Annotated in this window: 25 protein-coding genes; 10 read left to right on the top strand and 15 right to left on the bottom strand. The window is 67.0% G+C overall.

The genetic code is table 11. The annotated features are described in order from the left end of the window. A partial coding sequence (locus GQB03_RS22215; RefSeq protein WP_159693934.1) for a hypothetical protein occupies window positions 1-343 on the bottom strand: 343 nt, incomplete at its 3' end. 118 nt (window positions 344-461) lie between these two features. Between GQB03_RS22215 and GQB03_RS22210 the strand changes: the two genes are divergently transcribed. The 6 genes from GQB03_RS22210 (at window position 462) to GQB03_RS22185 (ending at window position 6,190) form a co-directional block, all read left to right on the top strand. Beyond that, entirely contained in the window at window positions 462-1,337 is an 876-nt protein-coding gene (locus GQB03_RS22210; protein WP_159693933.1) for a formate dehydrogenase accessory sulfurtransferase FdhD, read from the top strand. Then, complete coding sequence (gene mobA, locus GQB03_RS22205; RefSeq protein WP_200832387.1) at window positions 1,334-1,945, top strand: molybdenum cofactor guanylyltransferase MobA; 612 nt, start codon at window positions 1,334-1,336, stop codon at window positions 1,943-1,945. The genes GQB03_RS22210 and mobA overlap by 4 nt, the downstream gene beginning before the upstream one ends. 61 nt (window positions 1,946-2,006) lie before the next feature. Continuing rightward, entirely contained in the window at window positions 2,007-3,416 is a 1,410-nt protein-coding gene (locus GQB03_RS22200) for an AAA family ATPase (protein ID WP_159693931.1), read from the top strand. Beyond that, window positions 3,413-4,948: a VWA domain-containing protein gene (locus GQB03_RS22195; protein WP_159693929.1), complete on the top strand. Its 1,536-nt coding sequence runs from the start codon at window positions 3,413-3,415 to the stop codon at window positions 4,946-4,948. Before GQB03_RS22200 ends, GQB03_RS22195 begins: the two co-directional genes overlap by 4 nt. Beyond that, a complete protein-coding gene (locus GQB03_RS22190; protein ID WP_159693927.1) occupies window positions 4,945-5,790 on the top strand; it encodes a Rossmann-like domain-containing protein in 846 nt (281 codons plus the stop codon). The genes GQB03_RS22195 and GQB03_RS22190 overlap by 4 nt, the downstream gene beginning before the upstream one ends. Window position 5,791: 1 nt before the next feature. Further along, window positions 5,792-6,190, top strand: a complete 399-nt coding sequence (locus tag GQB03_RS22185; protein ID WP_159693925.1) for a hypothetical protein — start codon at window positions 5,792-5,794, stop codon at window positions 6,188-6,190. Window positions 6,191-6,219: 29 nt separating this feature from the next. Here GQB03_RS22185 and GQB03_RS22180 read toward each other — a convergent pair whose 3' ends face one another. The 3 genes from GQB03_RS22180 to GQB03_RS22170 all read right to left on the bottom strand — a co-directional run bounded on the left by GQB03_RS22180 (window position 6,220) and on the right by GQB03_RS22170 (window position 8,028). Further along, window positions 6,220-6,774 (bottom strand): flavodoxin family protein, encoded by a 555-nt coding sequence (locus tag GQB03_RS22180; RefSeq protein ID WP_159693923.1) that lies wholly within the window; start codon window positions 6,772-6,774, stop codon window positions 6,220-6,222. Between the two features lie 91 nt (window positions 6,775-6,865). Continuing rightward, window positions 6,866-7,276, bottom strand: coding sequence for a DoxX family protein (locus GQB03_RS22175; protein ID WP_159693921.1), 411 nt, complete (start codon window positions 7,274-7,276; stop codon window positions 6,866-6,868). 50 nt (window positions 7,277-7,326) lie between these two features. After that, complete coding sequence (locus GQB03_RS22170) at window positions 7,327-8,028, bottom strand: pirin family protein (protein WP_159693919.1); 702 nt, start codon at window positions 8,026-8,028, stop codon at window positions 7,327-7,329. A 107-nt stretch (window positions 8,029-8,135) separates the two neighbouring features. Between GQB03_RS22170 and GQB03_RS22165 the strand changes: the two genes are divergently transcribed. The 3 genes from GQB03_RS22165 (at window position 8,136) to GQB03_RS22155 (ending at window position 10,698) form a co-directional block, all read left to right on the top strand. Further along, window positions 8,136-9,086 (top strand): LysR family transcriptional regulator, encoded by a 951-nt coding sequence (locus GQB03_RS22165; RefSeq protein ID WP_159693936.1) that lies wholly within the window; start codon window positions 8,136-8,138, stop codon window positions 9,084-9,086. 136 nt (window positions 9,087-9,222) lie between these two features. Next, complete coding sequence (locus tag GQB03_RS22160) at window positions 9,223-9,492, top strand: hypothetical protein (protein WP_159693917.1); 270 nt, start codon at window positions 9,223-9,225, stop codon at window positions 9,490-9,492. 111 nt (window positions 9,493-9,603) lie between these two features. Continuing rightward, the gene (locus GQB03_RS22155; protein ID WP_159693915.1) at window positions 9,604-10,698 is read left to right on the top strand and encodes an FUSC family protein; all 1,095 of its coding nucleotides are present in this window, start codon (window positions 9,604-9,606) and stop codon (window positions 10,696-10,698) included. 141 nt (window positions 10,699-10,839) lie between these two features. Here GQB03_RS22155 and GQB03_RS22150 read toward each other — a convergent pair whose 3' ends face one another. The 11 genes from GQB03_RS22150 to GQB03_RS22100 all read right to left on the bottom strand — a co-directional run bounded on the left by GQB03_RS22150 (window position 10,840) and on the right by GQB03_RS22100 (window position 23,547). Then, window positions 10,840-11,421, bottom strand: coding sequence for a phasin family protein (locus GQB03_RS22150; RefSeq protein ID WP_159693913.1), 582 nt, complete (start codon window positions 11,419-11,421; stop codon window positions 10,840-10,842). A gap of 382 nt (window positions 11,422-11,803) precedes the next feature. Continuing rightward, the gene (locus GQB03_RS22145; protein WP_159693911.1) at window positions 11,804-12,034 is read right to left on the bottom strand and encodes a formate dehydrogenase; all 231 of its coding nucleotides are present in this window, start codon (window positions 12,032-12,034) and stop codon (window positions 11,804-11,806) included. Between the two features lie 10 nt (window positions 12,035-12,044). After that, on the bottom strand, window positions 12,045-13,094 hold the full coding sequence (locus GQB03_RS22140; RefSeq protein ID WP_159693909.1) for a formate dehydrogenase subunit gamma: 1,050 nt from the start codon (window positions 13,092-13,094) through the stop codon (window positions 12,045-12,047). A gap of 11 nt (window positions 13,095-13,105) precedes the next feature. After that, entirely contained in the window at window positions 13,106-13,333 is a 228-nt protein-coding gene (locus GQB03_RS22135) for a hypothetical protein (protein ID WP_159693908.1), read from the bottom strand. Next, window positions 13,330-13,974 (bottom strand): formate dehydrogenase FDH3 subunit beta, encoded by a 645-nt coding sequence (fdh3B, locus tag GQB03_RS22130; RefSeq protein WP_159693906.1) that lies wholly within the window; start codon window positions 13,972-13,974, stop codon window positions 13,330-13,332. The genes GQB03_RS22135 and fdh3B overlap by 4 nt, the downstream gene beginning before the upstream one ends. Before the next feature lie 10 nt (window positions 13,975-13,984). Then, entirely contained in the window at window positions 13,985-16,888 is a 2,904-nt protein-coding gene (locus tag GQB03_RS22125; protein WP_159693904.1) for a formate dehydrogenase subunit alpha, read from the bottom strand. A gap of 10 nt (window positions 16,889-16,898) precedes the next feature. After that, the gene (locus GQB03_RS22120; RefSeq protein WP_159693902.1) at window positions 16,899-17,180 is read right to left on the bottom strand and encodes a formate dehydrogenase; all 282 of its coding nucleotides are present in this window, start codon (window positions 17,178-17,180) and stop codon (window positions 16,899-16,901) included. Next, the gene (locus GQB03_RS22115) at window positions 17,177-17,812 is read right to left on the bottom strand and encodes a TorD/DmsD family molecular chaperone (RefSeq protein ID WP_159693900.1); all 636 of its coding nucleotides are present in this window, start codon (window positions 17,810-17,812) and stop codon (window positions 17,177-17,179) included. Before GQB03_RS22115 ends, GQB03_RS22120 begins: the two co-directional genes overlap by 4 nt. Beyond that, complete coding sequence (locus GQB03_RS22110) at window positions 17,809-19,893, bottom strand: 4Fe-4S binding protein (RefSeq protein WP_159693898.1); 2,085 nt, start codon at window positions 19,891-19,893, stop codon at window positions 17,809-17,811. The genes GQB03_RS22115 and GQB03_RS22110 overlap by 4 nt, the downstream gene beginning before the upstream one ends. Window positions 19,894-20,084: 191 nt before the next feature. Then, the gene (locus tag GQB03_RS22105; RefSeq protein WP_159693896.1) at window positions 20,085-22,190 is read right to left on the bottom strand and encodes a sensor histidine kinase; all 2,106 of its coding nucleotides are present in this window, start codon (window positions 22,188-22,190) and stop codon (window positions 20,085-20,087) included. Window positions 22,191-22,197: 7 nt separating this feature from the next. Next, on the bottom strand, window positions 22,198-23,547 hold the full coding sequence (locus tag GQB03_RS22100) for a sigma-54-dependent transcriptional regulator (protein ID WP_159693894.1): 1,350 nt from the start codon (window positions 23,545-23,547) through the stop codon (window positions 22,198-22,200). A 627-nt stretch (window positions 23,548-24,174) separates the two neighbouring features. Between GQB03_RS22100 and GQB03_RS22095 the strand changes: the two genes are divergently transcribed. Beyond that, the gene (locus GQB03_RS22095; protein ID WP_159693892.1) at window positions 24,175-24,855 is read left to right on the top strand and encodes a toll/interleukin-1 receptor domain-containing protein; all 681 of its coding nucleotides are present in this window, start codon (window positions 24,175-24,177) and stop codon (window positions 24,853-24,855) included. Window positions 24,856-24,933 lie beyond the last annotated feature (78 nt).

Genomic DNA, 24,933 nt, shown 5'->3' with positions numbered 1-24,933 from the left:
GCTCCTCGAGAAGGCGCGCACGTGCATGGAGCGAATCGCTGCGATGCCGGATCGAGTTCGGTCGTATTTCACCCATGAGTACGTTCGATATGCTTTGTAAGTTAGCTATTTGATTGCCGGGTTGATAGCCTTCCGATTCGTCGCTGTGCAACTCGAGCGGCGGGCAGGCGCGCGGCACATGGTCGGCACCGGCCACGTCCGCGCCGGCCGTCAGGGTCAGGCCGACCATCTCCCAGCGATGGTCGATCCAGCGGTTGCCCTCGACCGCCGTGCGGACGAACAGTACGGTAAGTGCGAGCGCGGCGAATGCGGTGTCGGTCTGGTCGGCCGTGGATGCGGTCATGGGACGGGTCTCGGAGCTGCGATGGGTGAATGATAGACCGCCGCCCTTTTCCGTTGTGCCCGGCGCGCCTCAAAGCCCCTCGGTTAGAATCCCCCTTCACCCGTGTCCGGCAGGCCCCATGTCCGACCTTCAGCATCCGACCCCGGTTTTCGAGATACCGCTCGGCAGTGCGGCAGATGCACCGCGGCTGTCGGTCACCCGTGCGGTGCGGCCGGCCACCACCGCAGTACAGGTGATCGATCATGAAGGCCAGCCCCGCGAAGTCCACGTGCCGGGCGAACACGCACTCACGCTCTACCTCGACCGCCGCGAGGTTGTCACCCTGATGACCCTCGGCCAGGCGCCGGAGGCGCTGGTGATGGGCTATCTGCGCAACCAGCGCCTGATCGACCGGCTCGACGAACTTACCGCGGTGCACGTGGACTGGGACAGCGAGGCCTGCGCCATCACCACCCACGGCGGCGACTGGAGCCCCGAGGCGCGCATGGCGAAGCGCACCGTCACCACCGGCTGCGGCCAGGGCACCATGTTCGGCGACTGGCTGGACGACCTCAAGCCGGTCGACAGCGACGCCACGCTCGACGTCACCACGCTCGATCTCGCGCTCGGCCGCATCCTCGCCCTCGACACCATCTACAAGCGCAGTGGCTCGGTGCACGGCTGCGCGCTGCTGCGCAACCAGGCCGATGCCCCCTTGCTCTACCACGTCGAGGATGTCGGCCGCCACAACGCAGTGGACAGCATCACCGGCTTCATGTGGCTGGACGAGGAGTACGGCGCCGACAAGATCTTCTACACCACCGGACGGCTGACCTCGGAGATGGTCATGAAGGCGGCGCAGATGGGCGTGCCCTTCCTGGTATCGCGCTCCGGCCTCACGCGCATGGGGCTGGAGCTGGCCGGACGGCTCGGCATCACCCTGATCTGCCGCGCGCGGGTCGGCCGCCACCTGGTGTACAGCCACACTCATCGCGTGACCCGGAGCACGACATGAACATGAAACGGCAATCGGTGGCCGGACTCATCCTCGCCGGCGGGCAGGGCAGCCGCATGGGTGGCGTCGACAAGGGCCTGGTCGAACTCGACGGCCGGCCGCTGGTGGCCCACGTCATCGAACGACTGCGCCCGCAGGTGGACAGCCTGCTGATCAACGCCAACCGCAACGCCGAAGCCTACGCGCAGTTCGGCGTGCCGGTGCTGGCCGATCGCAGCGGCGGCTTCATCGGTCCGCTGGCCGGTCTCGATGCGGCGCTCGCATCGCCGCCGCCAGGGATCGAGTGGATCGTCACCTGCCCGTGCGACTCACCCTTCCTGCCGCTCGACCTGGTCAGCCGGCTGCTGGCTGCGGCCGAGCGCGAGGGCGCCGAGCTTGCCATGCCGATCGCCGAAGGCCAGTTCCAGCCGGTGTTCCTGCTGGCCCGCCTCGGCGTAGCCGATTCGCTGGCCGCCTACCTGGCCGGCGATGGCCGCAAGATCGACCGCTGGGTACGCTCGCGGCCTCATGTGATCGTCGACTTCGAGGACTGTGCCGAGGCCTTCGCCAACATCAACACCCGCGACGAACTGGCGCGCCACGCCACCCGGGGCGGCACCGACCATTGAACGGGCCGCCACCGTTGAGCCGAATCAATGCACCAGCCGGCACTTGAACTAGGATTCGGGAATGGATGAACGGCCACCACCCGATCCGGCCGCGCTGCGCGCGCAACTGGCCGAGCTCTGTGCCCGCCTGCAGCAGGGCCTGGTGGAGCGTGGCCGCGAGGTCCGCCTGAGCCTGCTGGCGGCACTCGCCGGAGAACACACCCTGCTGATCGGCCCGCCGGGTACCGCCAAGAGCGGGCTGGCCCGGCGCCTGCACCTGGCCTTCGGCGGCGGTCGCTACTTCGAACGCCTGCTGACCCGCTTCACCGTGCCCGAGGAGCTGTTCGGCCCGCTCTCGATCAGCGCACTCGAACAGGACCGCTACGAGCGCCACACCGAAGGCTACCTGCCGCAGGCCACGATCGCCTTCATCGACGAGGTCTTCAAGGCCAACAGCGCGATCCTCAACGCCTTGCTGACCCTGCTCAACGAGCGCGAGTTCGACAACGGCAGCGAACGCCTGCGCTGTCCGTTGATCAGTGTCATCGGCGCCACCAACGCAGTGCCCGACGACGAGATCGGCGAGGCCTTCTTCGACCGCTTCCTGCTGCGCCTGCCGGTGGCTCCTGTGAGCGGCGAAGGCTTCGCCGAGCTGCTCCAGGTCGACAGCGCCACTCCGCAAGGTGTGGCGCCGATTGCCGAACACGACCGACTCGCCCTCACCGCCGCGGCGCGGCAGGTGGGCATCCCGGCAGAGGTCGCGGACCTGCTCGGCGAGTTGCGCGGCTGGCTTGCCGACCGCCAATGTCCGGTGTCGGACCGCCGCTGGGTCAAGATCGTCGGCCTGCTGCGCACCGCCGCGGCAAGCGAGGGGCGCGCCGCGCTGTGCCGCTGGGACCTGTGGCTGCTGCCGTGGTGCGTGGCGGCCGATGCCGCAGCGCAGGGCGAGATCGACGACTGGCTGTGCGCGCGCCTCGGCATCGGTGCCACGCTCTCGCCGCTGCGCATCGCGCGGGTTGTCGAAGCCTTCGAGGCCCAGCTCGAGGCCGAGCACAACGCCAACGACCTCGACTACGACGAGGCCGGCCGGCTGCGCCTCGACAAGCGCATCGAGGCGATCGACGGTGCCACCAACGATGCCAAGGGCGCCTCGCAGGTGCTGCGCATGAGCTATTCGCGCAAGCGCCGCTACGGCCGCAACCACCTCGAAGCGCGGCTCGGCCAGATCGACGCATTGATCAGCCGCATCCGCGACTATGCCGCCGAGTTCGTGACACAGCAGGCGGCACTCGATCACTACGCCGCCGGCAGCCTGTGGATGGACGCCGGCTTTGCCCGCCGAGCCACTCAAGGCCTCGCCAACGGCAGCGCCGGTGTCGATGCGCTGCTGCGCCGGGCCGAGGCCGCACGCGCCGGCTTCGAGGCCTTGCCACGGCTCGACGAAGCCGGGCCGGTGCCCGCGCCAGTGGCACACGCGCCGCTGGACGCATGAGCGCCACGCCGCCCCGCGCGCAGATGTTCGAGCGACTCGAAGCGCCGCTCGCCCCGCTCGAACGACTGCCGCGCGGCCTGTGGCTGTGGAGCCTGGTGCATTCGCAGGGCGCGCTGGAAGCACGCCTGCCCGGCATCGAGGCGCTGCGCACGGCGCTCCTGGAGGGGGTGCTGCCGAGCCCGGCATGGCCCGGCGGGGCGCTCGGCGAGGGCATCGCCACGACCCTGACCGAGCTCGACCTGCACCGCTACTGCGCCGGCAAGACGGCGCTCAGCGATACCGTGCTGCGCTCGCTGTTGTGGCACCTCGACCTGATCGTCGACTACTGCGACCGCGGCGCCGAGACCAGCGCCGCCGAGGCGATGGCGCTCGAATGCTTTGCCGAGGACTGGCGAGAGCGCACCGGCATGATCGACGAGCTCGGCGAGGTGCTGGGCGACCCGGGGGACATCAAGACCGAACACTGGGACCGGCTGCGCGGCCTGCTGCGCAGTGAGGGCTGGCGCGAGGCGCTGCGCATCCGCCGGCTGATCGAGGACCTGCCCGGCCTGGCGCGACTGATCCGCGGCCTCGGCCGCAGCGCACCGGGCGAGGAATTCGAGGACGCACCGGCCGACGGCAGCGCGCAAGAGCAGATCACCGAGGCGCCGCGGGCCGAGACGCGCGTCACCCGCGTGCCCGAGCTGCCCGGCGAAACACGCGGGGTACACCGCTCCGACCGCATCGCCCGCATGCTGCCGTCCGAGGCGCTGCTGCTCGGCCATCCGCGCCTGCGCCTGGTGTGGCATGCGCGCCGCGCCGAGCGCACACTGCTCAGTTACGAGGACGACGACCGCCTGCGCGAGACCCTGCCGCGGCCACGCCCGGCAACCCTGCCGCAGCGCCGACGCCGGCTCGAAGCCGGCCCGATGCTGATCTGCGTCGACACCTCCGGCTCGATGAACGGCGGCGCCGAAGCGGTCGCCAAGGCGGTGGTGCTCGAGGCGGCGCGGATGGCTCATGCGCAGCGACGTCCGTGCCACGTGTTTGCCTTCGGCGGACCGGACGAGATCGTCGAGCTGGAACTCGGCTTCGAGCCGGCCGGACTCGAGCGCCTGGTGCGCTTCATCGGCCAGGGCTTCCATGGCGGCACCGACATCTGCCTGCCGCTCGCGCGCAGCCTGGCCCGGCTGGCCGAGCTGCGCTGGCGCCAGGCCGATCTGCTGATCGCCTCGGACGGCGAGTTCGGCGCCACCGCGGCGCTGGCGGCGGCTGTCGACGAGGCCAAGGCCACGCTCGGCCTGCGGGTCCAGGCGGTGCTCATCGGCGACCGCGAGACCGTCGGCCTGCTGGAGCTGGCCGACGCGGTCTTCTGGGTGCGCGACTGGCGGCGCTTCGGCGGCTCCAAAGCTGCCTCGCCGGTGCACGACAAGAGCCTCACCGCGCTGTACTTTCCCGGCGCGCTGCGCTCGCCGCAGAACCGCGCCGCCACCGTCGATGGCGATTCCGCCGCGCGCGCGGTGCGCAGCGGCAAGACCGAGGATCAAGAATGAACATCGCCGCCGACCAGATTGCCCTGCTCGAGCGCCTCGCCGCCCATCATCGCCTGCCGCGGGTGCGGGCGCTGCACCTGCCGCCGGCAACCGGGGCCAATGGCAAGAACGGCGAATTCTGCGCCCTCGAACTCGAAGACGGTGCACTCGGGCTCTCCTACGTGATGCTCGACGACACGCTCGCACGGCTGCATCGCGAGGCCGCCGGAGCGCGCCTCGCCGGCGCCGACCCGCTGACGCTAGCGCGCCGGCTCGCCACCGCACCGGAAAGCGCCGGAGGGACCGAGCGCAGCCTCGGCCTCGCTGCCATCAACGCGCTGACCCGCCACTTCTTCGCGCTGGCCGGTTTCACGCCGCCACCCAGCCGTGACTCGATCGGCCAGATGGACCCGCAGCCCGGCGAGCGCATCGGCATGGTCGGCCACTTCCGGCCGCTGGTGAAGCGCATCGCCGAGGTCGGCGCCGAGCTCATCGTCATCGAACTCGATCCGGCGCTGGCCGGCCAGCACGATGGCTACCGGGTGAGCCTCGACGCAGCCGAGCTGCGCAACTGCGGCAAGGTGCTGTGTACCAGCTCGGTGCTCATCAACGGCAGTGTCGGGCGCATGCTCGCCGCGGCAGCGCAGGCGCAGCACTTCGCACTGATCGGGCCTGGTGCCGGCTGCCTCCCCGATCCGCTGTTCGCCAACGGCGTGAGCCTGCTGGGCGGCAGCTGGATTTCCGATCCACAGGCTTTCGTCGATGCGCTCGCCAGCGGCGGCGCGTGGGGCGAGCATGCCTTCAAGTTCGCGCTCGCCAGGGCTGACTACCCGGGCTTCGACGCCTTGCTGGCGCGCTGCTGAGATGGGCCGGCAAGGCGCCAGCGAAAAGCCGTCCGACCGGCGCGAGACGCGCCCGCCGCTGCTGCGCTGGCTCGGCGTGGTGCTGCGCGGGGTGCATCTGGCCACCGTCATCGCACTCGGAGCGACCGTTCTTGGCGCGCCACTCGACGGTCGTCACCAGGCCATCGCAGTGCTCGTCACCGGCATCGCGATGGTGGCGCTCGACCTTCGCGCCAAGCCGCACCTGTTTGCCGAATGGGCAGGCATCGCGCTGATCGCCAAACTGGCGGTGGTGGGCTGGATGGCGGCCGACGCAGCACTGCGGCCACTGCTCTACTGGTTGATCGTCGGCTGGTCGGTGCTGTTCGCCCACGCCCCGGCCTCGTTCCGGCACCGGGTGTGGTGGCACGGGCGTCGCTGAAACACAGGCCACGACGCCCAGGAGGTGGTTCAGGCCTTGAAACGTTCGGCCACTTCGGCAACCCGCTTGCCGAACAGCCGCGCGGTTTCGAGGTCGCCCGGCAGCATCTCGTCGACGCTGCTGTCGGAGGGCGACTGCGCCATCGCGCCGCTGAACGAGCCGACGTAGTTCACGTCGTTGCGCTGCGCCGCCTTGGTGTTGCTCGGCATCATGCCGGTGCCGACCCACAGGCCGCTGTGCTGCATCGCCAGCGTAAAGAGGTAGTGCAGGGTGGAGTGCTTGTCGCCGTTCATGGTGGCGCTGTTGGTGAAGCCGGCGAACAGCTTGTCCTTCCACTGCTGGCCGAACCAGGGTTTGGACGAAGCGTCGGCAAACTTCTTGAACTGCCAGCTCACGCTGCCCATGTAGGTCGGGCTGCCCATGATGATGGCGTCTGCAGCTGCAAGCGTCTCCCAGCCACCTTCGGGCAGGTTGCCCTCGGCGTCGATGGCGAGCAGGGTGGCGCCGGCGCCCTGGGCGACCGACTCGGCCATGCGCTTGGTGTGACCGTAACCCGAGTGATAGACGACTACGACTTTCGACATGTGATGCTCCTTGCGTTGGGGGTTTGATGAGGCACAACGAAATGCCTCCGGGTATGCAGGGGACGCCTGGAGCGTCCCCCGGTTGCAGACATCAGGCGCTGCGGCGTGCGTCCAGGCTCCAGGCGCCGGCACCCCAGGCGGCAAGGGTGAAGAGCCCGCCAGCGACGGCGATGTTCTTGAAGAACAGCAGCTGCTGCATGAACTGCTGGTCGGCCGGCGCGCCCCAATAGTTGTGGAAGAAGAACGAGGCTGTGAGCGTGAACAGTGCCAGCGCGAGCGCGGCGATGCGGGTACCGAAGCCGGTCAGGACGGCAAGGCCTCCGCCGATCTCGACCACGATGGCGAGCACCGCGGCGAGCGTCGGCAGGGGCAGGCCGACCGAGGAGATGTAGCCGACCGTTCCGGCAAACCCGGTGAGTTTGCCGAAGCCCGCAGGCAGGAACAGCACGGCGATGAGCACACGACCGAGCAGGCTGAGGGGGTTCTGGAGTGCATTGAACATTTTTGATTCCTCTCTGATTGAAGTTGGGGTTTGGGGGTTGAAGTGAAGCGTCAGGCAGCGAGGTCGAAGACCAGCACCTCGGCATCGTTGGCGCTGTCGAGTGCGATGTGATCCTCGTCGGCGAGCATTACCGCGTCGCCGCCGCTGATCGCCCGGCCATTGACCGAGATGGCGCCACGCACCAGGTGCACATAGCCCTTGCGGCCGCTGGCGATGTCGATCCGCGCCTGCTCGGCGCCGTCGAACAGCCCGACGTAGAGCCGCGCGTCGGCATGGATCACCACCGAATCGTCGGCGCCATCGGGCGACGCTGCGAGGCGCAGCGCACCGCGTTTCTGCTCGACGGGGATGGTCTTCTGCTCATAGCTCGGTGCAATGCCGGTGACGTCCGGCTCTATCCAGATTTGCAGGAAATGGGTGGTCTGGTCCCTCGCGTGGTTGAACTCGCTGTGCACCACCCCGGTCCCGGCGCTCATGCGCTGCACATCGCCCGGCGGGATCGCCTTGACGTGACCCATGCTGTCCTGGTGGGCAAGCTCGCCCGACAGCACGTAGCTGATGATCTCCATGTCACGGTGGCCGTGCCGGCCAAAGCCGGTACCCGCCGCCACGCGGTCCTCGTTGATGACCCGCAGATTGCCCCAGCCCATCCAGGCGGGATCGTAATAACCTGCGAACGAGAACGAGTGGTGGCTCTTGAGCCAGCCGTGATCGGCGTAACCGCGGTCGCTGGATTTTCTGATGCTGATCATGCTTGCACCTCCTTGTTCGATGAGCTGCAGTTTGGGCGCCAAAGGCAGTCCATCGACTCTGTGGATTTGATGGCATCATTCAAAAAAACTGAATGAAAAGGTATTCCATGCCGACCGCACGCGACGTTCTCACCCCCGACTCGCTGGCCATGCTGCAGACCATTGCCCGCACCGGCAGCTTTGCCGCGGCGGCACGCGCCAGCAACATGGTGCCCAGCGCACTCACCTACCGGGTGCGCCAGATGGAGGACGCCCTCGACGTGCTGCTGTTCGACCGCAGCTCGCGCCAGGCCCGGCTCACCGAAGCGGGGGCCGAACTGCTGAGCGAAGGTACGCGACTGCTCGCGGACATCGACGCGGTGGCCAATCGCGTCAGGCGGGTGGCCACCGGTTGGGAGCCGCAGTTCACCATCGCGGTGGACAGCATCATCGACCGGACCACCGTGATGGAGCTGTGCGAAGACTTCTTTGCATTGCAGCCGCCGACCCGCCTCAAGCTTCGCGACGAAACCCTGAACGGCACCCTTGAGGCGCTCACTTCGGGCCAGGCCGATCTGGCCCTCATCGGCCTGGCCATGGAATCCGGCGCGATCGCCGGATTGCAGCGTGAAGTCATCGGCACCGTGAAGTTCGTATTCGCCGTCGCACCCCACCATCCGCTGGCCAACGCCGCCGAACCGCTGGACGATGCGCTGATCCGCCAGCATCGCGCGGTGGCGGTGGCCGACTCGAGCCAGCGCGGCGGTGCGATGACCACCGGCCTGCTTCCCGGGCAGGACGTGTTCACCGTGACCGGCATGCCGGCCAAGGTCGATGCGCAGATTCGCGGCCTCGGTGCCGGCTTCCTGCCCACCTGCCTGGCGCAGCCCTACATCGACGCCGGCCGGCTGGTGGTGAAGCGGGTGGGGCGGGTCGAGCGGCAGGTCGAGGCGACCTACGCGTGGTTCGGTCGCGGGCGCTCGGGCCCCGCGCGGGCGCTCGACTGGTGGCTGGGACGACTCCGCAACCCGGTCACGCGCACCGCGCTGCTGGGCGGGAGACGTGCCTCCGGAACCTGAAGGACCGGCAAAGACCGTCAGCCGTGATGACGGTCACATCGCCCAACGGGTTGTCGCCCGCAGCGCATCAAGACTGCCGGATGATGGCCGTAGCAACGGATGCAAATCCGTCGAACATTGGAGCGCAAATCGCATCATGGCCAACAGAGCATTCACCCTCGTCAATGGAGACCGGCACGACAGCGCAAACGGACACTGGCATGGCGGTGTCGAGCAGGCGGTCACCCACGCAATCCACTCCGGTTACGGCATCGGCCAGCGCGTGCGCATCGGCCACGTCTATGGCGAAGTGATCGCCTACAACATCGGGAACTTCGGCAGCTTCAACGGCGCCCTCTACCCGCTGGTGATCGAGACCGAGTTCGGACCGGTCAAGTGCGGCCTCGACGAGCTCGCCCGGGCCTGACACCCGCGCGCGCCGCGCTTGCCTCGATCCGCAGCGGGCTCCTCGCTAGAATGTGGCCTGACTGACCCGCGCAGACCCTGCGTGCGGCAGGAGATTCGCCAAGGCCGACCGATGACCCGCATTCCGGGATGGGACCGAACGAGCGCGTTGCTGCAGGCAGAACTGCGCCATCTCACCACGATCAACCCGAGCAAGCGTCGCTGGCAGATGCCCTTCGCGGCCGCGCTTGCATCCGGCCTGCCGCTACTCATCGGGGCCGCCTTCGACCACCTCGACTACGGGCTGATCTCCTCGCTTGGCGGTCTCGCCTTCCTGTACATGCCGAACACGCCGCTATCCCAGCGCATGGTGTGGCTGATGGCCTGCGGCTTCGGCATGACGGCCTGCTTCGCGCTCGGGGTCATGACTCACTTCGTGCCGCTGCTGCTGATGTGGGTGCTCACCTTCATCGCCATCCTGGTGACCATGGTGTGCCGCTTCTACGGCGTGGGGCCGCCGGGCAGCCTGTTCTTCGTGATGGCGGCGGCGATCGGCGCCTATGCGCCGGGGACGGTCCTCGAGGTGCCGCTCAAGGTCGGCCTGATCACCATGGGCGCCCTGCTGGCCTGCCTGATCGGATTTTTCTACAGCCTCTACATCCTGCGGATCGAGGCGCCGGAGCCCGCCTCGGCACCGCCCGCAGCCACCTTCGATTTCGTCATCTTCGACTCGATCGTGATCGGCGCCTTTGTCGGCCTCTCGCTCGCGCTGGCGCAGTTGCTGCAGATGGAACGGCCCTACTGGGTGCCGGTCAGCTGTCTCGCGGTGATCCAGGGCGCGACGCTGCGGGCAGTGTGGAACAGGCAGCTGCACCGGGTTCTCGGTACCGCCTTCGGTCTGCTGCTCGCGTGGGGCTTGCTGCTCCTTCCTCTGGAAAAGTGGAGCATTGCGCTGACCATGATGGCGCTGGCCTTCATCATCGAGAATGCGGTGGTACGCCACTATGGCATCGCCGTGGTCTTCATCACCCCGCTGACCATCCTGCTGGCCGAAGCGGCGATACTGGGCCACGGCTCGCCGGCCACCCTGGTCCAGGCACGTTTCTTCGATACCGTGCTCGGCTGCATGGTCGGTCTCGCCGGCGCGGTGTGCCTGCACAGCCCGCGCTTCCGCGAAGTGATCGGCAGCCGCCTGCGGCGGCTCACGCCGGCACGACTTTCGCGTTGACCAAGGCGATCACGAGAGACGGCTCACCGCCCCCCTTCCGTGCTCCGGGCATGGCAGTGGACGAAAAAAAGGCCCCGAAGGGCCTTCCTGTGCGGCGCGACGACTTCAATGCCGCGCCATGCCTTGCTGGCGAATCGGCGTTCAGGATGCCGACTTGACTGCCGAGGCCATGGCCTTGGCGTTCTTGGTGAGGTTCTCGACGGCAACGTTGGTTGCATTCTCGAAGTTGCTTTGAGCGGTCTCGGCGAGCTCCTTGGCGACCTTGGCGGCCTGCTCGTAGTTCGAACCGGCGCTGGCAATCGCGCTCTTGAGCGCATCGACCGCAGCTTCGGAACCGGCGGGGGCGTTCTTGAACATTTCGTCCAGGGCGGCGGTGAACTTACCGGCGAGGGCGCTGGCCTGCGCTTCATAAAGCTTGGTGAGCGTGTCCTTGGTCTCGTTGCCGATCGCGGTCAGGGCACGAGCGTAGGCCAGACCCTGTTCGGTGCCGGGGTTGAGGAGGCCGAGTTGCAGGTCGAGCAGCGCCTTGGGTTCCTTCACGTCGGCCAGGGCCTTGGCGTAGCTGGCACCTTCATCGGCGGCACTGCGAACGGTCGAGATGTTCAGGGCGGAAACCTTCTCCACGGCACCCATCACGGCGCTGGTTGCGGAGGTACCTGCCTCGATGCCGGCTTCAAACTCGGCTTTGACGGAGGCGACGAATTTTTCGGGCGTTACGGACATGATCGGATCCTCGATGTGGGTCGTATGAAAGATGGCTTGCGATGGTCGTATGTTGCAGTGCAACATCAACAAATGCAAGCATTTTTGACGATTTATTCAACATTTTTTGTAGACAAACGTCCGTTTGATCGGATTTCCGAGGCGCCAGTCTTCCAGCTCGGGCACAAACCCCGCCGGCCAGCGACTGCGCGGCGGGCACCAATGTGCAGACGCAACATAGCCTTCTTCCGTGACAGGCCTGTTTCGAGCGCGACCGACTGCTCCCGTGCGGCGTCGGTTCGCTGAACGCATCGCGCTAGCCGGAAGATAAAAAAAGCCCACCGGAGAACCGGCGGGCCTGGAGGTCGGGGGCGAGGGAGGCACCCCCGAAGGGGCCCGGGACCTATTGGGCGGGCGTCGCCGCCTGCTTGTCCTGTCTGATCTGTGCCCAGCGCGCCGCGACCTTGTCCTGTGCCGCAGCGAGCGCGGCGTTGTCGCGAGCACTCGCCTCCGCTGCCTTGGCCTTCTTCGCTTCGGCCTCGGCCTTCTGTTCGTCGGTCAAGGGTGGCAGCTTGGCCAGGGCGCTGCCCGACAGGGCGATCGCCAGCGCGGCGAGCATGATGCGACTTTTCATGTGGCTCTCCTCAGTGCGCCGCCGAAGCCTTGTGGCCGGGACGCGGTGCGTTGTCGGGAATGCGTTCGCCGCGGGCTTCGCGGTACCAGTATTCATGGTGCTCCCTGGCCCAGGTCTCGTCGACATAGCCGGTCTTCATGCCCTCGAGCGCCCCCTCCATGCCGACCGTACCGATGTAGATATGCGCCAGCGACAGGGCAATGAAGAGCATCGCCCCGCCGGAGTGGAGCATGTGGGCAAGCTGCATGTCCTGGCGGGTCTGACCATACAGCGGAAAGTCGAGGATCAGGCCGGTGGTGCCCACCATCAGGCCGAGAAACACCACGCCCAGCCAGAACCAGGTCTTCTCGCCGAAATTGAAGCGGTGGGATGGCACATGCTCGCCGCTCAGCAGCCCGCCCGCCTTCCGGATCCACAGCGCATCGATGGCCTGCCAGACGTTGTCGCGCACGAACAGCACCACCATCAGCAGTACCGAAACGAGAAACAACGGCCCGATGAAGTTGTGCACGTTCTTGGCCGCCCAGGCGAGATAGCCGAAGGCGGTGTGACCGATCAGCGGCAGCAGGAGATGCTTGCCGAACAGCATCGCGATCCCGGTGAGGCCGAGAATCACGAAAGTGCCGGCCAGCGACCAGTGAGCCAGGCGCTCGATGAATTTGAAGCGCTCCATGAGTTTGCCGGTGCGCTTGTCGGTGAGCTTGATTTCGCCGCGTACCGCATAGAACACCACCAGCCCGAGAAACATCACCACGATCGCCCAGCCACCATACTGGGTGATCGGCCCATTGCGCATCTGCCGCCAGGTCTCACCCTGGGACTGAATCAGCACGCGATCGGGCGGTGCCGCAAAGGTGATCGACTGGTCCTCGCCACGACGGGCCTCGCGAAAGGCATTGGCGTTGTTGCCGGGCTGCACCAGGCCCGCGCCAATGGCCTCGGCCGCGACGTTGGCAGGCGGCGGGGCGTCCGCGGCACCGGCCGGAAGCGCAGCGATGGCGAGCGTCGCCACCAGCGCTGCCGCACCGTGTCGCAGACAGGATACGAGCTGTCGCTTCATGATCGCCTCCCTCAATCCGCGGGCATGCGCCGCAGTTCGTTCTGGTTGCCGATGCGTGCCCGCATGTCGCTTTCCCAACGGGCCTTGTCGCCGCCATAGGCAGCCGAGTCCCACGGCAGGGTGTCGCGCTTGCCCTGGTACTTGCCCGCCTCGTACTTGATGACCTGGGGTTCCTCGCCACAGCCGGCAAAGAGCGCCGCTGCGGCCAGCAGCGGAACCATCCTGAGCAGGGTTTTCATTTGGCACCTCCACCGCTTTCCGCGCCCTTCTTCATGTCGGCCTCGAGACTGCCCTTGCCGTAGGCGGTGTTCCAGCCGCTGATGTCGGCCCCGTTGCCGCTGCGACGCACCACCCGTTCGCGAAAGATGTTCGCGACCTCGGCCGCATCACCCGCCAGCAAAGCCTTGGTCGAACACATCTCGGCGCACAGCGGCAGCTTGCCTTCGGCAAGGCGGTTGCGGCCGTATTTCTCGAACTCGGCCTGCGAGCCGTCCTCTTCGGGACCGCCGGCGCAGAAGGTGCACTTGTCCATCTTGCCGCGCTGGCCGAAGGCGCCCTCTTGCGGGAACTGCGGCGCGCCAAAGGGGCAGGCGTAGGAGCAGTAGCCGCAGCCGATGCACAGGTCCTTGTCGTGAAGCACCACGCCCTCTTCGGTGCGGTAGAAGCAATCCACCGGGCACACCGCCATGCAGGGCGCATCCGAGCAGTGCATGCAGGCCACCGACAGCGACTTCTCCTTGCCGATCACGCCGTCGGCGATGGTCACCACGCGGCGCCGCGAGATGCCCCAAGGCACCTCGTTCTCGTTCTTGCAGGCGGTCACGCAGCCATTGCACTCGATGCAGCGCTCGGCGTCACAGAGGAATTTCATTCTCGCCATGGTGTTCTCCTTACGCCTTCACGATCTGGCAAACGGTGGTCTTGGATTCCTGCATCATCGTCACCACGTCGTAGCCGTAGGTGGTGGCGGTGTTGACCGCCTCGCCGCGCACGATCGGCGCCGCGCCCTCGGGATAGAAGTTGAGCATGTCCTCGCCCATCCAGCGCCCGGAGAAGTGGAAGGGCAGGAACACGGTCTCGTGGTTGACCCGCGGGGTCACCAGCGCGCGCACCTTGATCTGCGCGCCGGTCGGGCTCTTCACCCATACCCAGTCGCGGTCGCTGATGCCGCGGTCGGCCGCCGCCTTGGGGTTGAGCTCGACGAACATGTCCTGCTGCAGCTCGGCCAGCCACGGGTTGGAGCGGGTTTCCTCGCCGCCGCCCTCGTATTCCACCAGGCGCCCGGAGGTCATGATCAACGGGAAGTCCTTGCTCACGTCCTTGAACTGCTGCTGCACCGTCTTGTACAGCGTCGGCAGACGCCAGAAAGCCTTCTTGTCCTCGTGGGTCGGGTACTTGTCGATCAAGGCCGGGCGCGTCGAGAACAGCGGCTCGCGGTGCTTGGGCACAGGGTCCGGGAAGTTCCACACCACAGCCCGTGCGCGGGCGTTGCCGAAGGGCATGCAGCCGTGGTTCTTCATGACCACGCGGATGATGCCGCCGGACAGGTCGGTCTTCCAGTTCTTGCCTTCGGCGGCGGCCTTTTCCGCGTCGCTGAGCTCGTCCCACCAACCGAGCTTCTTCATCAGCACATGGTCGAACTCCGGATAACCGAAGGGCAGGTCGGAGCCGACCGAGGCCGAGCCGTCGCCGGCCAGCAGGGTCTCGCCATCCTTCTCGACGCCGAAGCGGGCGCGGAAGGTGCCGCCGCCATCCATCACATGACGCGTGGTGTCATAGAGGTTGGGCGAGCCCGGGTGCTTGAGTTCGGGGTTGCCCCAGCACGGCCACGGCAGGCCGAAGTACTCGCCTTCGCAAGGGCCACCCTCGGCCTTGAGGGTGCGCGGATTGAAGGTCTCCATGTGCTTCATGTGCAGCTTGAGCCGCTCGGGCGACTGGCCGCTGTAGCCGATCGTCCACGTGCCGCGGTTGATCTCGCGGAGGATGTCCTCGACGTTCGGCTCGTCCCAGCCCTTGGCGTCCTTTTCAAGCTTGATGTTCTTGACGAACTCGTCACCGAAGCCGAACTTCCTGGCGAAGGCATACATGATCGTGTGGTCCGGCTTGGACTCGAACAGCGGCTCGATGACCTTCTCGCGCCACTGCAGCGAACGGTTCGAGGCAGTGCAGGAACCGTAGGTCTCGAACTGGGTCGCCGCGGGCAGCAGGTAGACGCCGTCCTTGCGCACCGAGGCAGCCATTGCGGCGGTGGCCGACGGGTAGGGATCCACCACCACCAGCAGCTCGAGTGCCTTCATGGCCTCGAGCATGTCCTTGCCGCGGGTTTGCGAGTTGGGTGCCATGCCCCAGTACACCACCGCCTTGAGGTTGGCGTCCTGGTCGACCTGGTCGTTGTTCTCGAGCACCCCGTCGATCCAGCGCGACACCGTGATGCCGGGCTTCTCCATCATCGCCTGGCTGGCGAAGCGGCCCTTCATCCATTCGTAATCCACACCCCACACCGCACACCAGTGTTTCCACGAGCCGGCCACAATGCCGTAGTAGCCGGGCAGCGAATCCGGGTTGGGGCCGACGTCGGTGGCGCCCTGCACGTTGTCATGGCCGCGGAAGATGTTGGTGCCGCCGCCGGCCACGCCGACGTTGCCAAGGATCAGCTGCAGCACGCACATCATGCGGGTGATCGCATTGCCGACGGTGTGCTGGGTCTGGCCCATGCACCACACCACCGTGGAGGGCCGGTTCCTGGCCATGGTCTCGGCGATCTGCCTGACCTCGTCATCGGGCACGCCGGTGACTTCCAGTACCTTGTCGGCGGTCCATTGCATCGCTTCCTCGCGGATCTTGTCCATGCCGTAGACACGATCCTCGATGTACTTCTTGTCCTCCCAGCCGTTCTCGAAGATGTGGCGCATCACCCCATAGATCAGCGGGATGTCCGAGCCCGAGCGCAGCCGCACGTACTGGTCGGCCTTGGCGGCGGTGCGGGTGTAGCGCGGGTCGGCGACGATCACCTTGGCCCCACCCTCCTTGGCATGCAGGATGTGCAGCATCGACACCGGGTGCGCCTCGGCGGCGTTCGAACCGATGAAGAAGATCGCCTTGGCGTTCTGCATGTCGTTGTAGGAGTTGGTCATCGCACCATAACCCCAGGTGTTGGCCACGCCGGCCACCGTGGTGGAATGGCAGATGCGCGCCTGGTGGTCGGTGTTGTTGGTGCCGAACATGCGCACGAACTTGCAGAACATGTAGGCCTGCTCGTTGGAGTGCTTGGAAGAGCCGATCCAGTAGGTGGCATCGGGCCCGTCCTTCTCGCGGATCGCCAGCAGCTTGTCGCCGACCTCGGCGATCGCGGTCTCCCAGCTGATGCGCTGCCACTTGCCGTCGACCAGCTTCATCGGTGTGCGCAGGCGGTGTTCGCCGTGACCGTGTTCGCGCACCGAGGCGCCCTTGGCGCAGTGCGCGCCGAGGTTGATCGGGCTGTCGAAGACCGGCTCCTGCCCCACCCACACGCCGTTCTTCACCTCGGCGTCGATCGCGCAGCCGACCGAGCAGTGGGTACATACCGAGCGCTTGACCTCGACACCGCCGCCGCTTGCCGGCGCAGTGGCCGCCTCGGCCGGACGCACCATCGCGAAGGGCAGGTTGGCGCCGATCGCGCCGGCACCGGCCGCAATCCCCGAGCGCTTGAGGAAGCTGCGCCGGTCGAGGCGTCGGGGGGCGACGTAACCGGCCAATGCTTCGCTCGGACCATTACCGACGGAACCGGGGCTGCGACTTGATTTCCTGGTGAGCATGGCAGCCTCCTTACAGACGGGTCGAACGGTAGTAGCGCTGGATGTGGCCGGTGAGGCGATAGCCTTCGCCCTGGCCCTGCGGTTCGGTCACCGCTTCTGGCGGCGCGCTGTCCACCTTGCCGAGACCGGTCACCGCCGCCACCCCGGCCACGCCGCCACCGGCGGCCGAGAACAGGAAACTGCGGCGGCCGAAGCTGGCCGGCGGATGAGCCTGGGTATCGTCACTCTTTTTCATGCTGGTATCTCCCGCGTGGTCGGGTGCTCGGGCAGCGCTGGCGATGTGGGCATTCATGCCTCGATCTCCAGCATCCGCATTTCAAGGGCCAGGAAGGCGCCGGAGAAGGCGCCGACCGACTTGTAGAAACGTGCGTCCTCGGCGTTCTGCAGGGCAGTGCAGCAAGCTGCCGCCCAGGGCCGCAGATGACGGTTGAAGAAGTTCTCCTGCGCGGCGGCGCGCTCGGCTGGCGGACGACGAACGTCGATCAGCAGCGCCCGCATCACGTCGCACAGCGCCGCCAGGTGGTCTTCCGGTTCGCCGCAGCTGTCGCGCCGCGCGAGGCCCAGCGTGGCAAGGTCATCGCGCAGCACGGCGAGCGGCTTTTCCATCATGAAACCGGTCAGGTACCACGAAGCGTGCATCACCGCCTGCGGTTTGCCAGGGGCGGTGAACAGTGCGCGCCATTCGTCGGCGATGGCCGCCGAGTCGCCATCGCGGGCGGCGGCGCGCAGGCCCTTCCAGGCGCGCGCCAGTGCCTCTGCCTCGGCAATGCCGGCTTCCGGCTCGAGCGGTTCGGCACCGGCCAGGCTGGCCAGCAGCACCGGATGCGGCGGCTGCGCCAGCAGGTTGGCGATCAGCCCGTAGAAGCCGGCGCGGTCCTCGTCCTCGGGGCTGACCGGAGCGGCCCGGGTCTCGAGCGTGGTCATTGGCGTACCTCGGTGGTTTCGGCGCCGGGCATCTCGCCGTGCTCCATCATGTCGATCACGCGGCAGTCGCCGCACATCAGCAAGCGCTTGCGCTGCGCCTCGGTGGCGAACAGGGCGTGGCCCGAAAGCCGCGCCACCATGGTGCGCACCGTGGCGGTGGAACCGAAGGCCTTGCCGCAGCGCACACAGTTGCAGGGCGTGTCCTCGTGCAGGGTGCGGGCCTTCTTCGCTTCGGCGCGCAGGTCGAGCCGCGCGCTGAGCGACAGCGCATCCTCGGGGCAGGTGTCTACGCACAGGCCGCACTGCAGACAGGCGCTTTCAAGGAAGCGCAAGCGCGGATGATCCTTGTCGTCCGACAGCGCCCGCGCCGGGCAGGCGCCCACGCAGGACAGACACAGCGTGCACTTTTCGGCCGCCACATTCACCGTGCCGTAGGCGCTCCCCTCGGCCACCGCGATCGGCGCCGCCGCCGCGGCCTCGGGCGCCAGCGCGGTGAGGTGGCGGAAGCACAGGTCGAGCGTACCGCGCTTGTCCGTCTGCGGATGGAAGGTGGCCGTGCGGGTCAGCGGCGGCGGGTTGCCGTCGATCGCCCGCAGCAGCTCGTCGGCATCGCCGCAGACCGCGACGAAGCGGCGGCTGCCGGCATCGAGCCCGAGCCCGGCCACCACCGCCTGGGCAAACGAGGCCGCACGCGCGGCCGAGGCGCGATAGGTCGGCGGGGCGTCGTCCTGCTGCCATACCGCGACCCGCGCCGCACCGGCACACAGCGCGTAGAGGAGCAGGTCGGGACCAACGCTGGCCGCGTCATGCAGCGCGATCGGCAGCAGCGTCGGCGGCAGCGACGCGGTTTCGGCATGAGCCTTCAGCAGCGCGGCTTCCTTGCGGCCGTGGAACAGCACCGTGGGGGCACTGCCGCCCGTGCCCAGCCAAGCGCTCAGCGCAGCGCGCAGGCGCTGGCCCTCGTAGGGCACGTCCGGGTAGTTGTAGCGCATCGCGCCGGAGGGGCAGACACTGGCGCAGGCGCCGCAGCCCATGCACAGGTGCGGCTCGACACGGATGCCGTCACCGTCGGCGCTGATCGCCGAGGTCGAGCAGCTGTCGATGCAGCGCGAGCAGCCTTCCTTCCTGCTGCGCGAGTGGGCGCAGAGGCTGCGCTTGTAATCGAAGAAGCGCGGCTTGTCGAACTCGCCGACCAGCTCGGTGAGGGCCAGCGCCGCCTCGGCCAGCGCCAGCGCATCGCCCTGCGGCGCGAAATAGCCCTGCGGCGGATGCGCCATGGCGAGCCGCGGCGTGGCGGCGAGGTCGAGCACCATATCGAAGCGCGCGCTGCGCGGTCGCATCGAAAAGTCGATCGCACCGACCTCGCACACCTCGATGCAGCGCTGCTTGTCGTTGCAGCGCGCGAGATCGACATAGGCGGCAACCCCGTCGCGCACGATGGCATCGCTCGAGCACGCCTCGAGGCAGGCACCGCAGCCGGTACAGCGGCTGGCATCCACCGGGTTGGCCGGCGTCCACGCGATGTCGAAGGCGCCCAGCCAGCCCTCGACGCTAAGCGCACGGGCACGGTGCAGCGGAATCTCGCGCGGGGTGGCAGCCGGCAGCGGCGCCTCGTCCTCGGCAAACACCGTGACCTGGATCTGGCCGTCGGCCTTGCCCTGCAGGCGCCGCGCCCAGGCCATCGCCTCGGGACCGGCACCGAGTATCGCCAGGCGGCCGTTGCTCTCGTAGGGAACCGATTCGACCGGCGCCGGCTCGGGCAGCCGCGCCATCGCGATCAGCGCGGCAAGCCGTGGTGCCGCCGCGCTGCCGGCACCATATTCACGCGCGGGAAAGAAACGCAATGCCCGACCCGAGCGGGCCTGGCTGGCAAGAATCGGCGATTCGCGACTGCAGCCCACCGCCAGCGTCTCGCTGCCACCCGACAGCAGCGGCGACGCGGTGCTGCTGCGGCACAGGCCGTCCACCACCGTCACGCCCGACAGCTCGAGCGCCTCGATGGCACCGTCGGCAACCCGTCCCTGGCAGCGACACAACAATGTGTCACATGAGGACGCAATGGAGTCCTTGCTCGTCGTCACCCTTCCCCCTCGTCGTCGGCCGCGGCATGCAGCCCTTTTGGGGAAGTTCTCTGCAGTTTCCGTGCCCGGCGACAGACCCGCACGGCTCAAGGGTTATTCGCGTTGCGGCAGCGCGCAAAACGGGACATTTTGTCCATCGCACGCAGCGATCGGGTCAAAATGTCCCACCCGACAAACTGCCATCGGCAGGCTCATGCGCCCGCCGCGCCACTCTCCTGGCTGCGTCGCCAGCGCGCCTCGAAGCCCGGTGCACTGGGACTGTCGTCGTACTCCGGTTGACTGCGCAGCCACACCGAGAAGGCACTGCCGGCCCCCGGAGTACTGCTTACCGTGATGCGTCCGCCATAACGCTGGACGATGGTGTAGCTGATCGACAGGCCGAGACCGGTCCCACTGCCTTTCTTGGTGGTGAAGAAGGGATCGAAGATGCGGTCGAGGTCTTCGCCGGCGATGCCCTGACCGGTATCGGAGACGTGGATCACGGCGCCGAGGTGCAGCCCGTCCTCGAACCAGTCGGCGCTGGCGAGATCGAGCCGGCCGCCGTTCGGCATGGCCTGCACCGCATTGACGATCAGGTTGATCAGCACCTGCTGCAGCTCCGAACGATTGATCTCGATCCCCACCCCGGCCTCGAGGCGGGTATGCACTTCGATCTCGCGCTTCTCGAGATTATGTCTTGTGAGTACCAGGCAATCGTTGATCAAGCCGTTCACGTCCACCGCTTCGACATAGCCGGCGAATTCACCAGGCCGTGCGAACTGCAGCAGCTTGGTGACGATCTGGCGAATCCGGTCGGCCTGCTGGTGGATCAGCCGGATCTCCTCGCGCACCGGCTCGGCGTCGGGACCGAGCACCTCGCGCAGCACATCGAGATTGCCCTGGATCACCGCTACCGGGTTATTGATCTCATGCGCCACACCGGCGGTGAGTTCTCCGATCGCGGCAAGCTTTTCGCTCATCACCAGCTGCTGCTGGGCGCGGCGCAGGCTGGCGTTGGTTTCGGCCAGCTCGGCGGTGCGCTCCATCACCTTGCGGTCGAGCTCATCGGCCCAGCGCCGCAGCTCCGCCTGCTTGGCGGCAAGCGTGTCGAGCAGGTGATCGAACTCGCCGGCCAGCCGGCCGACCTCGTCGCGGCTCGCCAGCGGGCCGACCCGCGCGGCGGCGTCGCCACGCTCGATGCGCTGGATCACCGCGTTCATGCGCTCGATCGGTTTGAACACGCTGCGCGCCCAGCGCAGCGACAGCACCGTGCCGATGCCGCTCACCACCAGGAAGATCGCGAACAGCGCAAACATGCCGAGCTGCTTGGCCTGACGCAGCGGCGCTTCAAGAAAGCCGACGTAGAGCATGCCGATGCGCTGGCCCGCGCCGTTGACCACCGGCTCGTAACCCGACACGTAATGGTCATTGACCACGAAGGCGGTGCCGAGCCAGTCCTTGCCGGCGCCCAGAACCTGGTCGCGCACTGCCTTCGAGACCCGCGTGCCAAGCGCCCGCCGGCCCTCGAACAGGCGCACGTTGGTGGCGATGCGGGTATCACCGAGAAACAGCGTGGCGGTGCCGAGACTGCCCAGCGGCAGCGAGCCCTCCTTGTAGACGATCGCATTGATGCGGTCGACGATGGCGAGGTTGCCGTTGAGCAGCACACCGCCTTCGAGCACGCCGGCAAGTCGCCCGGCATCATCGAGAACAGGCGCCGCAGCGTGGATCACCATGCCGCGATCCTCCACGCTGCGCGGGTCCGGCGCGGCCGCTTCGGTCGGCACCAGCGGCAGGTAGGCTCGGCGACGAAGCGCCGGGTCGATGTGCTCGAGCGCGTTCGGGCCGACCAGCTCGATACTGGTGAAGGCCCCGCCGGCCAGCGCCGCCGCGACCGCCGGCATGGCCAGCCACGCGGCCGGCAATTGCGAAGACTGTGCGGCGCTGGCCCTGAGCGTGCCGTCTGCATTCAGCAGGCGCAGGAAATCGAGGCCATCGGCGAGCGCCATCGATTGCAGCTGGCGCTGCAGCGTGGCCGGCGCACTGTGGGCCATGGCATTGGCCAGCAGGCGCGAATTGGCGAGTGCCGAGAGGTCGCGCCCGACGCCGCTCTTGACCCGTTCGAAATACTCGTGGGCGGTGACCAGGTCGGAACTGATCTTGAAACCGAGCAGCCGTTCGTAGGCTTCGTTGCCCCAGCTCCACACCAGGCCCAGCAACAACGGCACGCCCAGCAGCAGGGGCGCCAGCACGAGTACCAGCAGCTTGGCTCGCACCGATCCGGCGAGGCGTTCGGCAAGGCTTGGGGCGCGGCTCATGGCGCGCCTATTGTTCCCATTCGGCGCACTTGCGTTCGAGCGTTTTGCGGCTCACGCCGAGCAACTGCGCGGCCTGGGTCTTGTTGTCGTTGCACTGCGCCAGCACCGCCAGCATGTGGCGCTTCTCCACCTCGGCGAGGCTCAGCGGCAGCGGTTCGCCACCGGCCGGCGCCTCGCCCGAGGCCGGGAAGGCGCCGAGAATCAGCGAGCGCTCGACGAGGTTGCGCAGCTCGCGCACATTACCCGGCCACGCGTAGGCCGCCAGGCGCGCTGCCACCTCGGGGGTGATCGCCAGCGGCGGCAGGCCCAGGCGCGCGGCGAGCTGGCGGTTGAAGTGTGCGGCGAGCACCGCGATGTCCTCGATGCGCTCGCGCAGCGGCGGAATCTCCAGCATCAGCACCTCGAGCCGGTAAAACAGGTCTTCGCGGAAACCGCCGCGCGCCACCTCGGCGCGCACGTCGCGGTTGGTGGCGGCGATCACCCGCACGTCCACCGGCAGCTCCTTGGCCGAGCCGATCGGGCGGATGCGACGCTCCTCGAGCACCCGCAGCAACTTGGTCTGCAGCGCCAGCGGCAGCTCGCCGATCTCGTCCAAAAACAAGGTTCCGCCGTTGGCGTAATAGAAGAGCCCGTTGCGGCTCTCGCTGGCACCGGTGAAGGCGCCGCGGGTGTGGCCGAAGAGTTCGCTTTCGATCAGCTCGGCCGAGATCGCCGCGCAATTGACCGGCACGAAGGGCCGGTCCGCGCGGGTACTCATCTGGTGCAATGCCCGCGCCGCCACCTCCTTGCCGACCCCCGATTCGCCGAGGATCAGCACCGTCGACGGGGTAGGCGCAACGCGCTTGATCAGCGCGCAGATCTGCAGGATCGCAGGCGAGCTGCCGATCATCCCCTCCACCTCGCCCGACAGCCCCGCCACCTCGCGGCGCAGGATGTAGTTCTCGCGGGTCAGCCGGGCACGCTCGAAGCAACGCTGCAGCGAATTGACGATCTGGTCCACCCGGAAGGGCTTGAGGATGAAATCCGACGCGCCCGCGCGCAGCGCATCGATCGCGGTTTCCATGTCGGCAAATGCAGTGATGAGGATCACGTCGCCCGAAAAGCCGCTCTCGCGCAGCTCCTTGAGCCACTCGATGCCAGCCTTTCCGGGCAATGCGATGTCGAGCACGATCGCATCCACATGATCCCCGGCCAGCGCCCGCGCCCCCGCCTCGGCCGACTCGGCCACATGCACCGTGCAGCCACGATTGGCCAGCGCCCGCTGCAGGAAACTGCGCATCCCCGCCTCGTCATCGACCACCAGCACCGCATAGTCGTGCCAGTCCGGATTGCTGGCGAGGGAGTCAGGAGAGCTCATCGGGTGCCGTGGGAAAGCTGAGGTATCCGATTTAAGCACGCGGGAGCGGGCTTTGGAAAACCAGCGGGACGGAAGTGACGATCAGACTGCGCGTGCGCGGCGCACTAGGCTGGTGTGGGATCCGTAAGCCGTTGTTGGTCAGAGATCTGCATCGTACAAAAATAGGCCGGACCCAGAGCTTCTCCTCGCATTGTCCCCAGTGCGGTGGGCACTTCGTGCTGTTGGGCGTGATCGCTTCGGGCCGGGTCGAGGGCACAGGCCGGGGCCGCCATGACCCGCGCGGCCACGCCAGTGCCGTATTTCCATCTGATCGACAGCCATGCCTCGCGCTAGGGACGTACTCGTGCCCATCACATTAATCAATCCACCGGCCGCATAAATGCCACGCACCGCTCCCGCCAACGGTGCCCACGCGCCGAACATGCCTGCCCAACCGGCAGTTCGCGACGCCAAGCGAATATGCGAACCGCTTGCGCGCGGCGGTTGTCGGCCTACAATCCCCATCGTTGCCGCCGTGCCGGCAGCTTAGTTCAGCGAGGTTTGTCCGCCGCAGTTCCGCCGCGGCGCGATTCAAACGGGGATCGGCGGCGGATAAACGCTATTCGTTAGGCCTCAGAAGAGACCAATATGCAGAAGCCCACTACCTTCTTTAGCCACTCGTCGCAGGATAAACGCGCTCTCGCCAAACTGAAGGAGCTGTTCGTTGCGAAGACTGGCGGCAGTATTGATGTATTCATGTCGAGTGACGGACAAAGCATTCCGTTCGGCCGAAACTGGGTTCACAGGGTAGAACAAGCGCTGGATCAGGCTAAGCTAATGCTCGCCTTTGTGACCCCAAACTCTCTTCGATCCAACTGGATGTACTTTGAGTCTGGCTACGCGTACTCAAAGGGCGTGCAGGTTGTTCCGGTCGGCCTTGGGGTTGATCTGTCATCAGTTGGTGCACCGCTAAGCCTGCTACAAGGGTTCAATGTCACATCCGAGGCGGGATTCAACAATATCATCGCTGTCGCAAACGAGGTTTTCTCCCACTCTCATGTCGAGACATTTTCGTCAGACGACTATCGGATTATTGCGAGCTCATCTGGTGCAGTCACTAACAGCACAATAGGTCCGCATGTGACCGCGATCGAGGAAATCATTATCCAGATCAGTCAGTCGAGCCTCGGTGAGCTTAGCGCCGCCCGAGCACTCCAGATGATCGCAGAGCACTTTGCGTCCGAGCAAGTCGAGCACACGCAGGGCGATAAATCCATTAGCAGGTTGATGCAAAACCCAGTGAACGAACGGCCCTGGCAAATGTCATAGCCTGGTCTTCCGAACCCTTGTCCTGACAGCGATGCGTGGCCAACTTGATCCCCTGTCCTCGATGTTCCATTACTTCTC

The sequence above is a fragment of the Cognatazoarcus halotolerans genome (assembly GCF_009800965.1).
Lineage (GTDB): Bacteria > Pseudomonadota > Gammaproteobacteria > Burkholderiales > Rhodocyclaceae > Cognatazoarcus > Cognatazoarcus halotolerans.
This window is presented reverse-complemented; position numbering and strand designations above follow the sequence as displayed.

Excerpts from the sequence above, each read along its gene's own strand:
- GQB03_RS22165 (WP_159693936.1), top strand. The coding sequence starts at position 8,136 with ATGCCGACCGCACGCGACGTTCTCACCCCCGACTCGCTGGCCATGCTG.
- GQB03_RS22160 (WP_159693917.1), top strand. The coding sequence starts at position 9,223 with ATGGCCAACAGAGCATTCACCCTCGTCAATGGAGACCGGCACGACAGC.
- GQB03_RS22105 (WP_159693896.1), bottom strand. The coding sequence starts at position 22,190 with ATGAGCCGCGCCCCAAGCCTTGCCGAACGCCTCGCCGGATCGGTGCGA.
- GQB03_RS22175 (WP_159693921.1), bottom strand. The coding sequence starts at position 7,276 with ATGTTCAATGCACTCCAGAACCCCCTCAGCCTGCTCGGTCGTGTGCTC.
- GQB03_RS22100 (WP_159693894.1), bottom strand. The coding sequence starts at position 23,547 with ATGAGCTCTCCTGACTCCCTCGCCAGCAATCCGGACTGGCACGACTAT.
- GQB03_RS22170 (WP_159693919.1), bottom strand. The coding sequence starts at position 8,028 with ATGATCAGCATCAGAAAATCCAGCGACCGCGGTTACGCCGATCACGGC.
- GQB03_RS22210 (WP_159693933.1), top strand. The coding sequence starts at position 462 with ATGTCCGACCTTCAGCATCCGACCCCGGTTTTCGAGATACCGCTCGGC.
- mobA (WP_200832387.1), top strand. The coding sequence starts at position 1,334 with ATGAACATGAAACGGCAATCGGTGGCCGGACTCATCCTCGCCGGCGGG.
- fdh3B (WP_159693906.1), bottom strand. The coding sequence starts at position 13,974 with ATGGCGAGAATGAAATTCCTCTGTGACGCCGAGCGCTGCATCGAGTGC.
- GQB03_RS22195 (WP_159693929.1), top strand. The coding sequence starts at position 3,413 with ATGAGCGCCACGCCGCCCCGCGCGCAGATGTTCGAGCGACTCGAAGCG.
- GQB03_RS22115 (WP_159693900.1), bottom strand. The coding sequence starts at position 17,812 with ATGACCACGCTCGAGACCCGGGCCGCTCCGGTCAGCCCCGAGGACGAG.
- GQB03_RS22145 (WP_159693911.1), bottom strand. The coding sequence starts at position 12,034 with ATGAAAAGTCGCATCATGCTCGCCGCGCTGGCGATCGCCCTGTCGGGC.
- GQB03_RS22190 (WP_159693927.1), top strand. The coding sequence starts at position 4,945 with ATGAACATCGCCGCCGACCAGATTGCCCTGCTCGAGCGCCTCGCCGCC.
- GQB03_RS22180 (WP_159693923.1), bottom strand. The coding sequence starts at position 6,774 with ATGTCGAAAGTCGTAGTCGTCTATCACTCGGGTTACGGTCACACCAAG.
- GQB03_RS22150 (WP_159693913.1), bottom strand. The coding sequence starts at position 11,421 with ATGTCCGTAACGCCCGAAAAATTCGTCGCCTCCGTCAAAGCCGAGTTT.
- GQB03_RS22120 (WP_159693902.1), bottom strand. The coding sequence starts at position 17,180 with ATGAATGCCCACATCGCCAGCGCTGCCCGAGCACCCGACCACGCGGGA.
- GQB03_RS22125 (WP_159693904.1), bottom strand. The coding sequence starts at position 16,888 with ATGCTCACCAGGAAATCAAGTCGCAGCCCCGGTTCCGTCGGTAATGGT.
- GQB03_RS22155 (WP_159693915.1), top strand. The coding sequence starts at position 9,604 with ATGACCCGCATTCCGGGATGGGACCGAACGAGCGCGTTGCTGCAGGCA.
- GQB03_RS22185 (WP_159693925.1), top strand. The coding sequence starts at position 5,792 with ATGGGCCGGCAAGGCGCCAGCGAAAAGCCGTCCGACCGGCGCGAGACG.
- GQB03_RS22140 (WP_159693909.1), bottom strand. The coding sequence starts at position 13,094 with ATGAAGCGACAGCTCGTATCCTGTCTGCGACACGGTGCGGCAGCGCTG.
- GQB03_RS22200 (WP_159693931.1), top strand. The coding sequence starts at position 2,007 with ATGGATGAACGGCCACCACCCGATCCGGCCGCGCTGCGCGCGCAACTG.
- GQB03_RS22135 (WP_159693908.1), bottom strand. The coding sequence starts at position 13,333 with ATGAAAACCCTGCTCAGGATGGTTCCGCTGCTGGCCGCAGCGGCGCTC.
- GQB03_RS22095 (WP_159693892.1), top strand. The coding sequence starts at position 24,175 with ATGCAGAAGCCCACTACCTTCTTTAGCCACTCGTCGCAGGATAAACGC.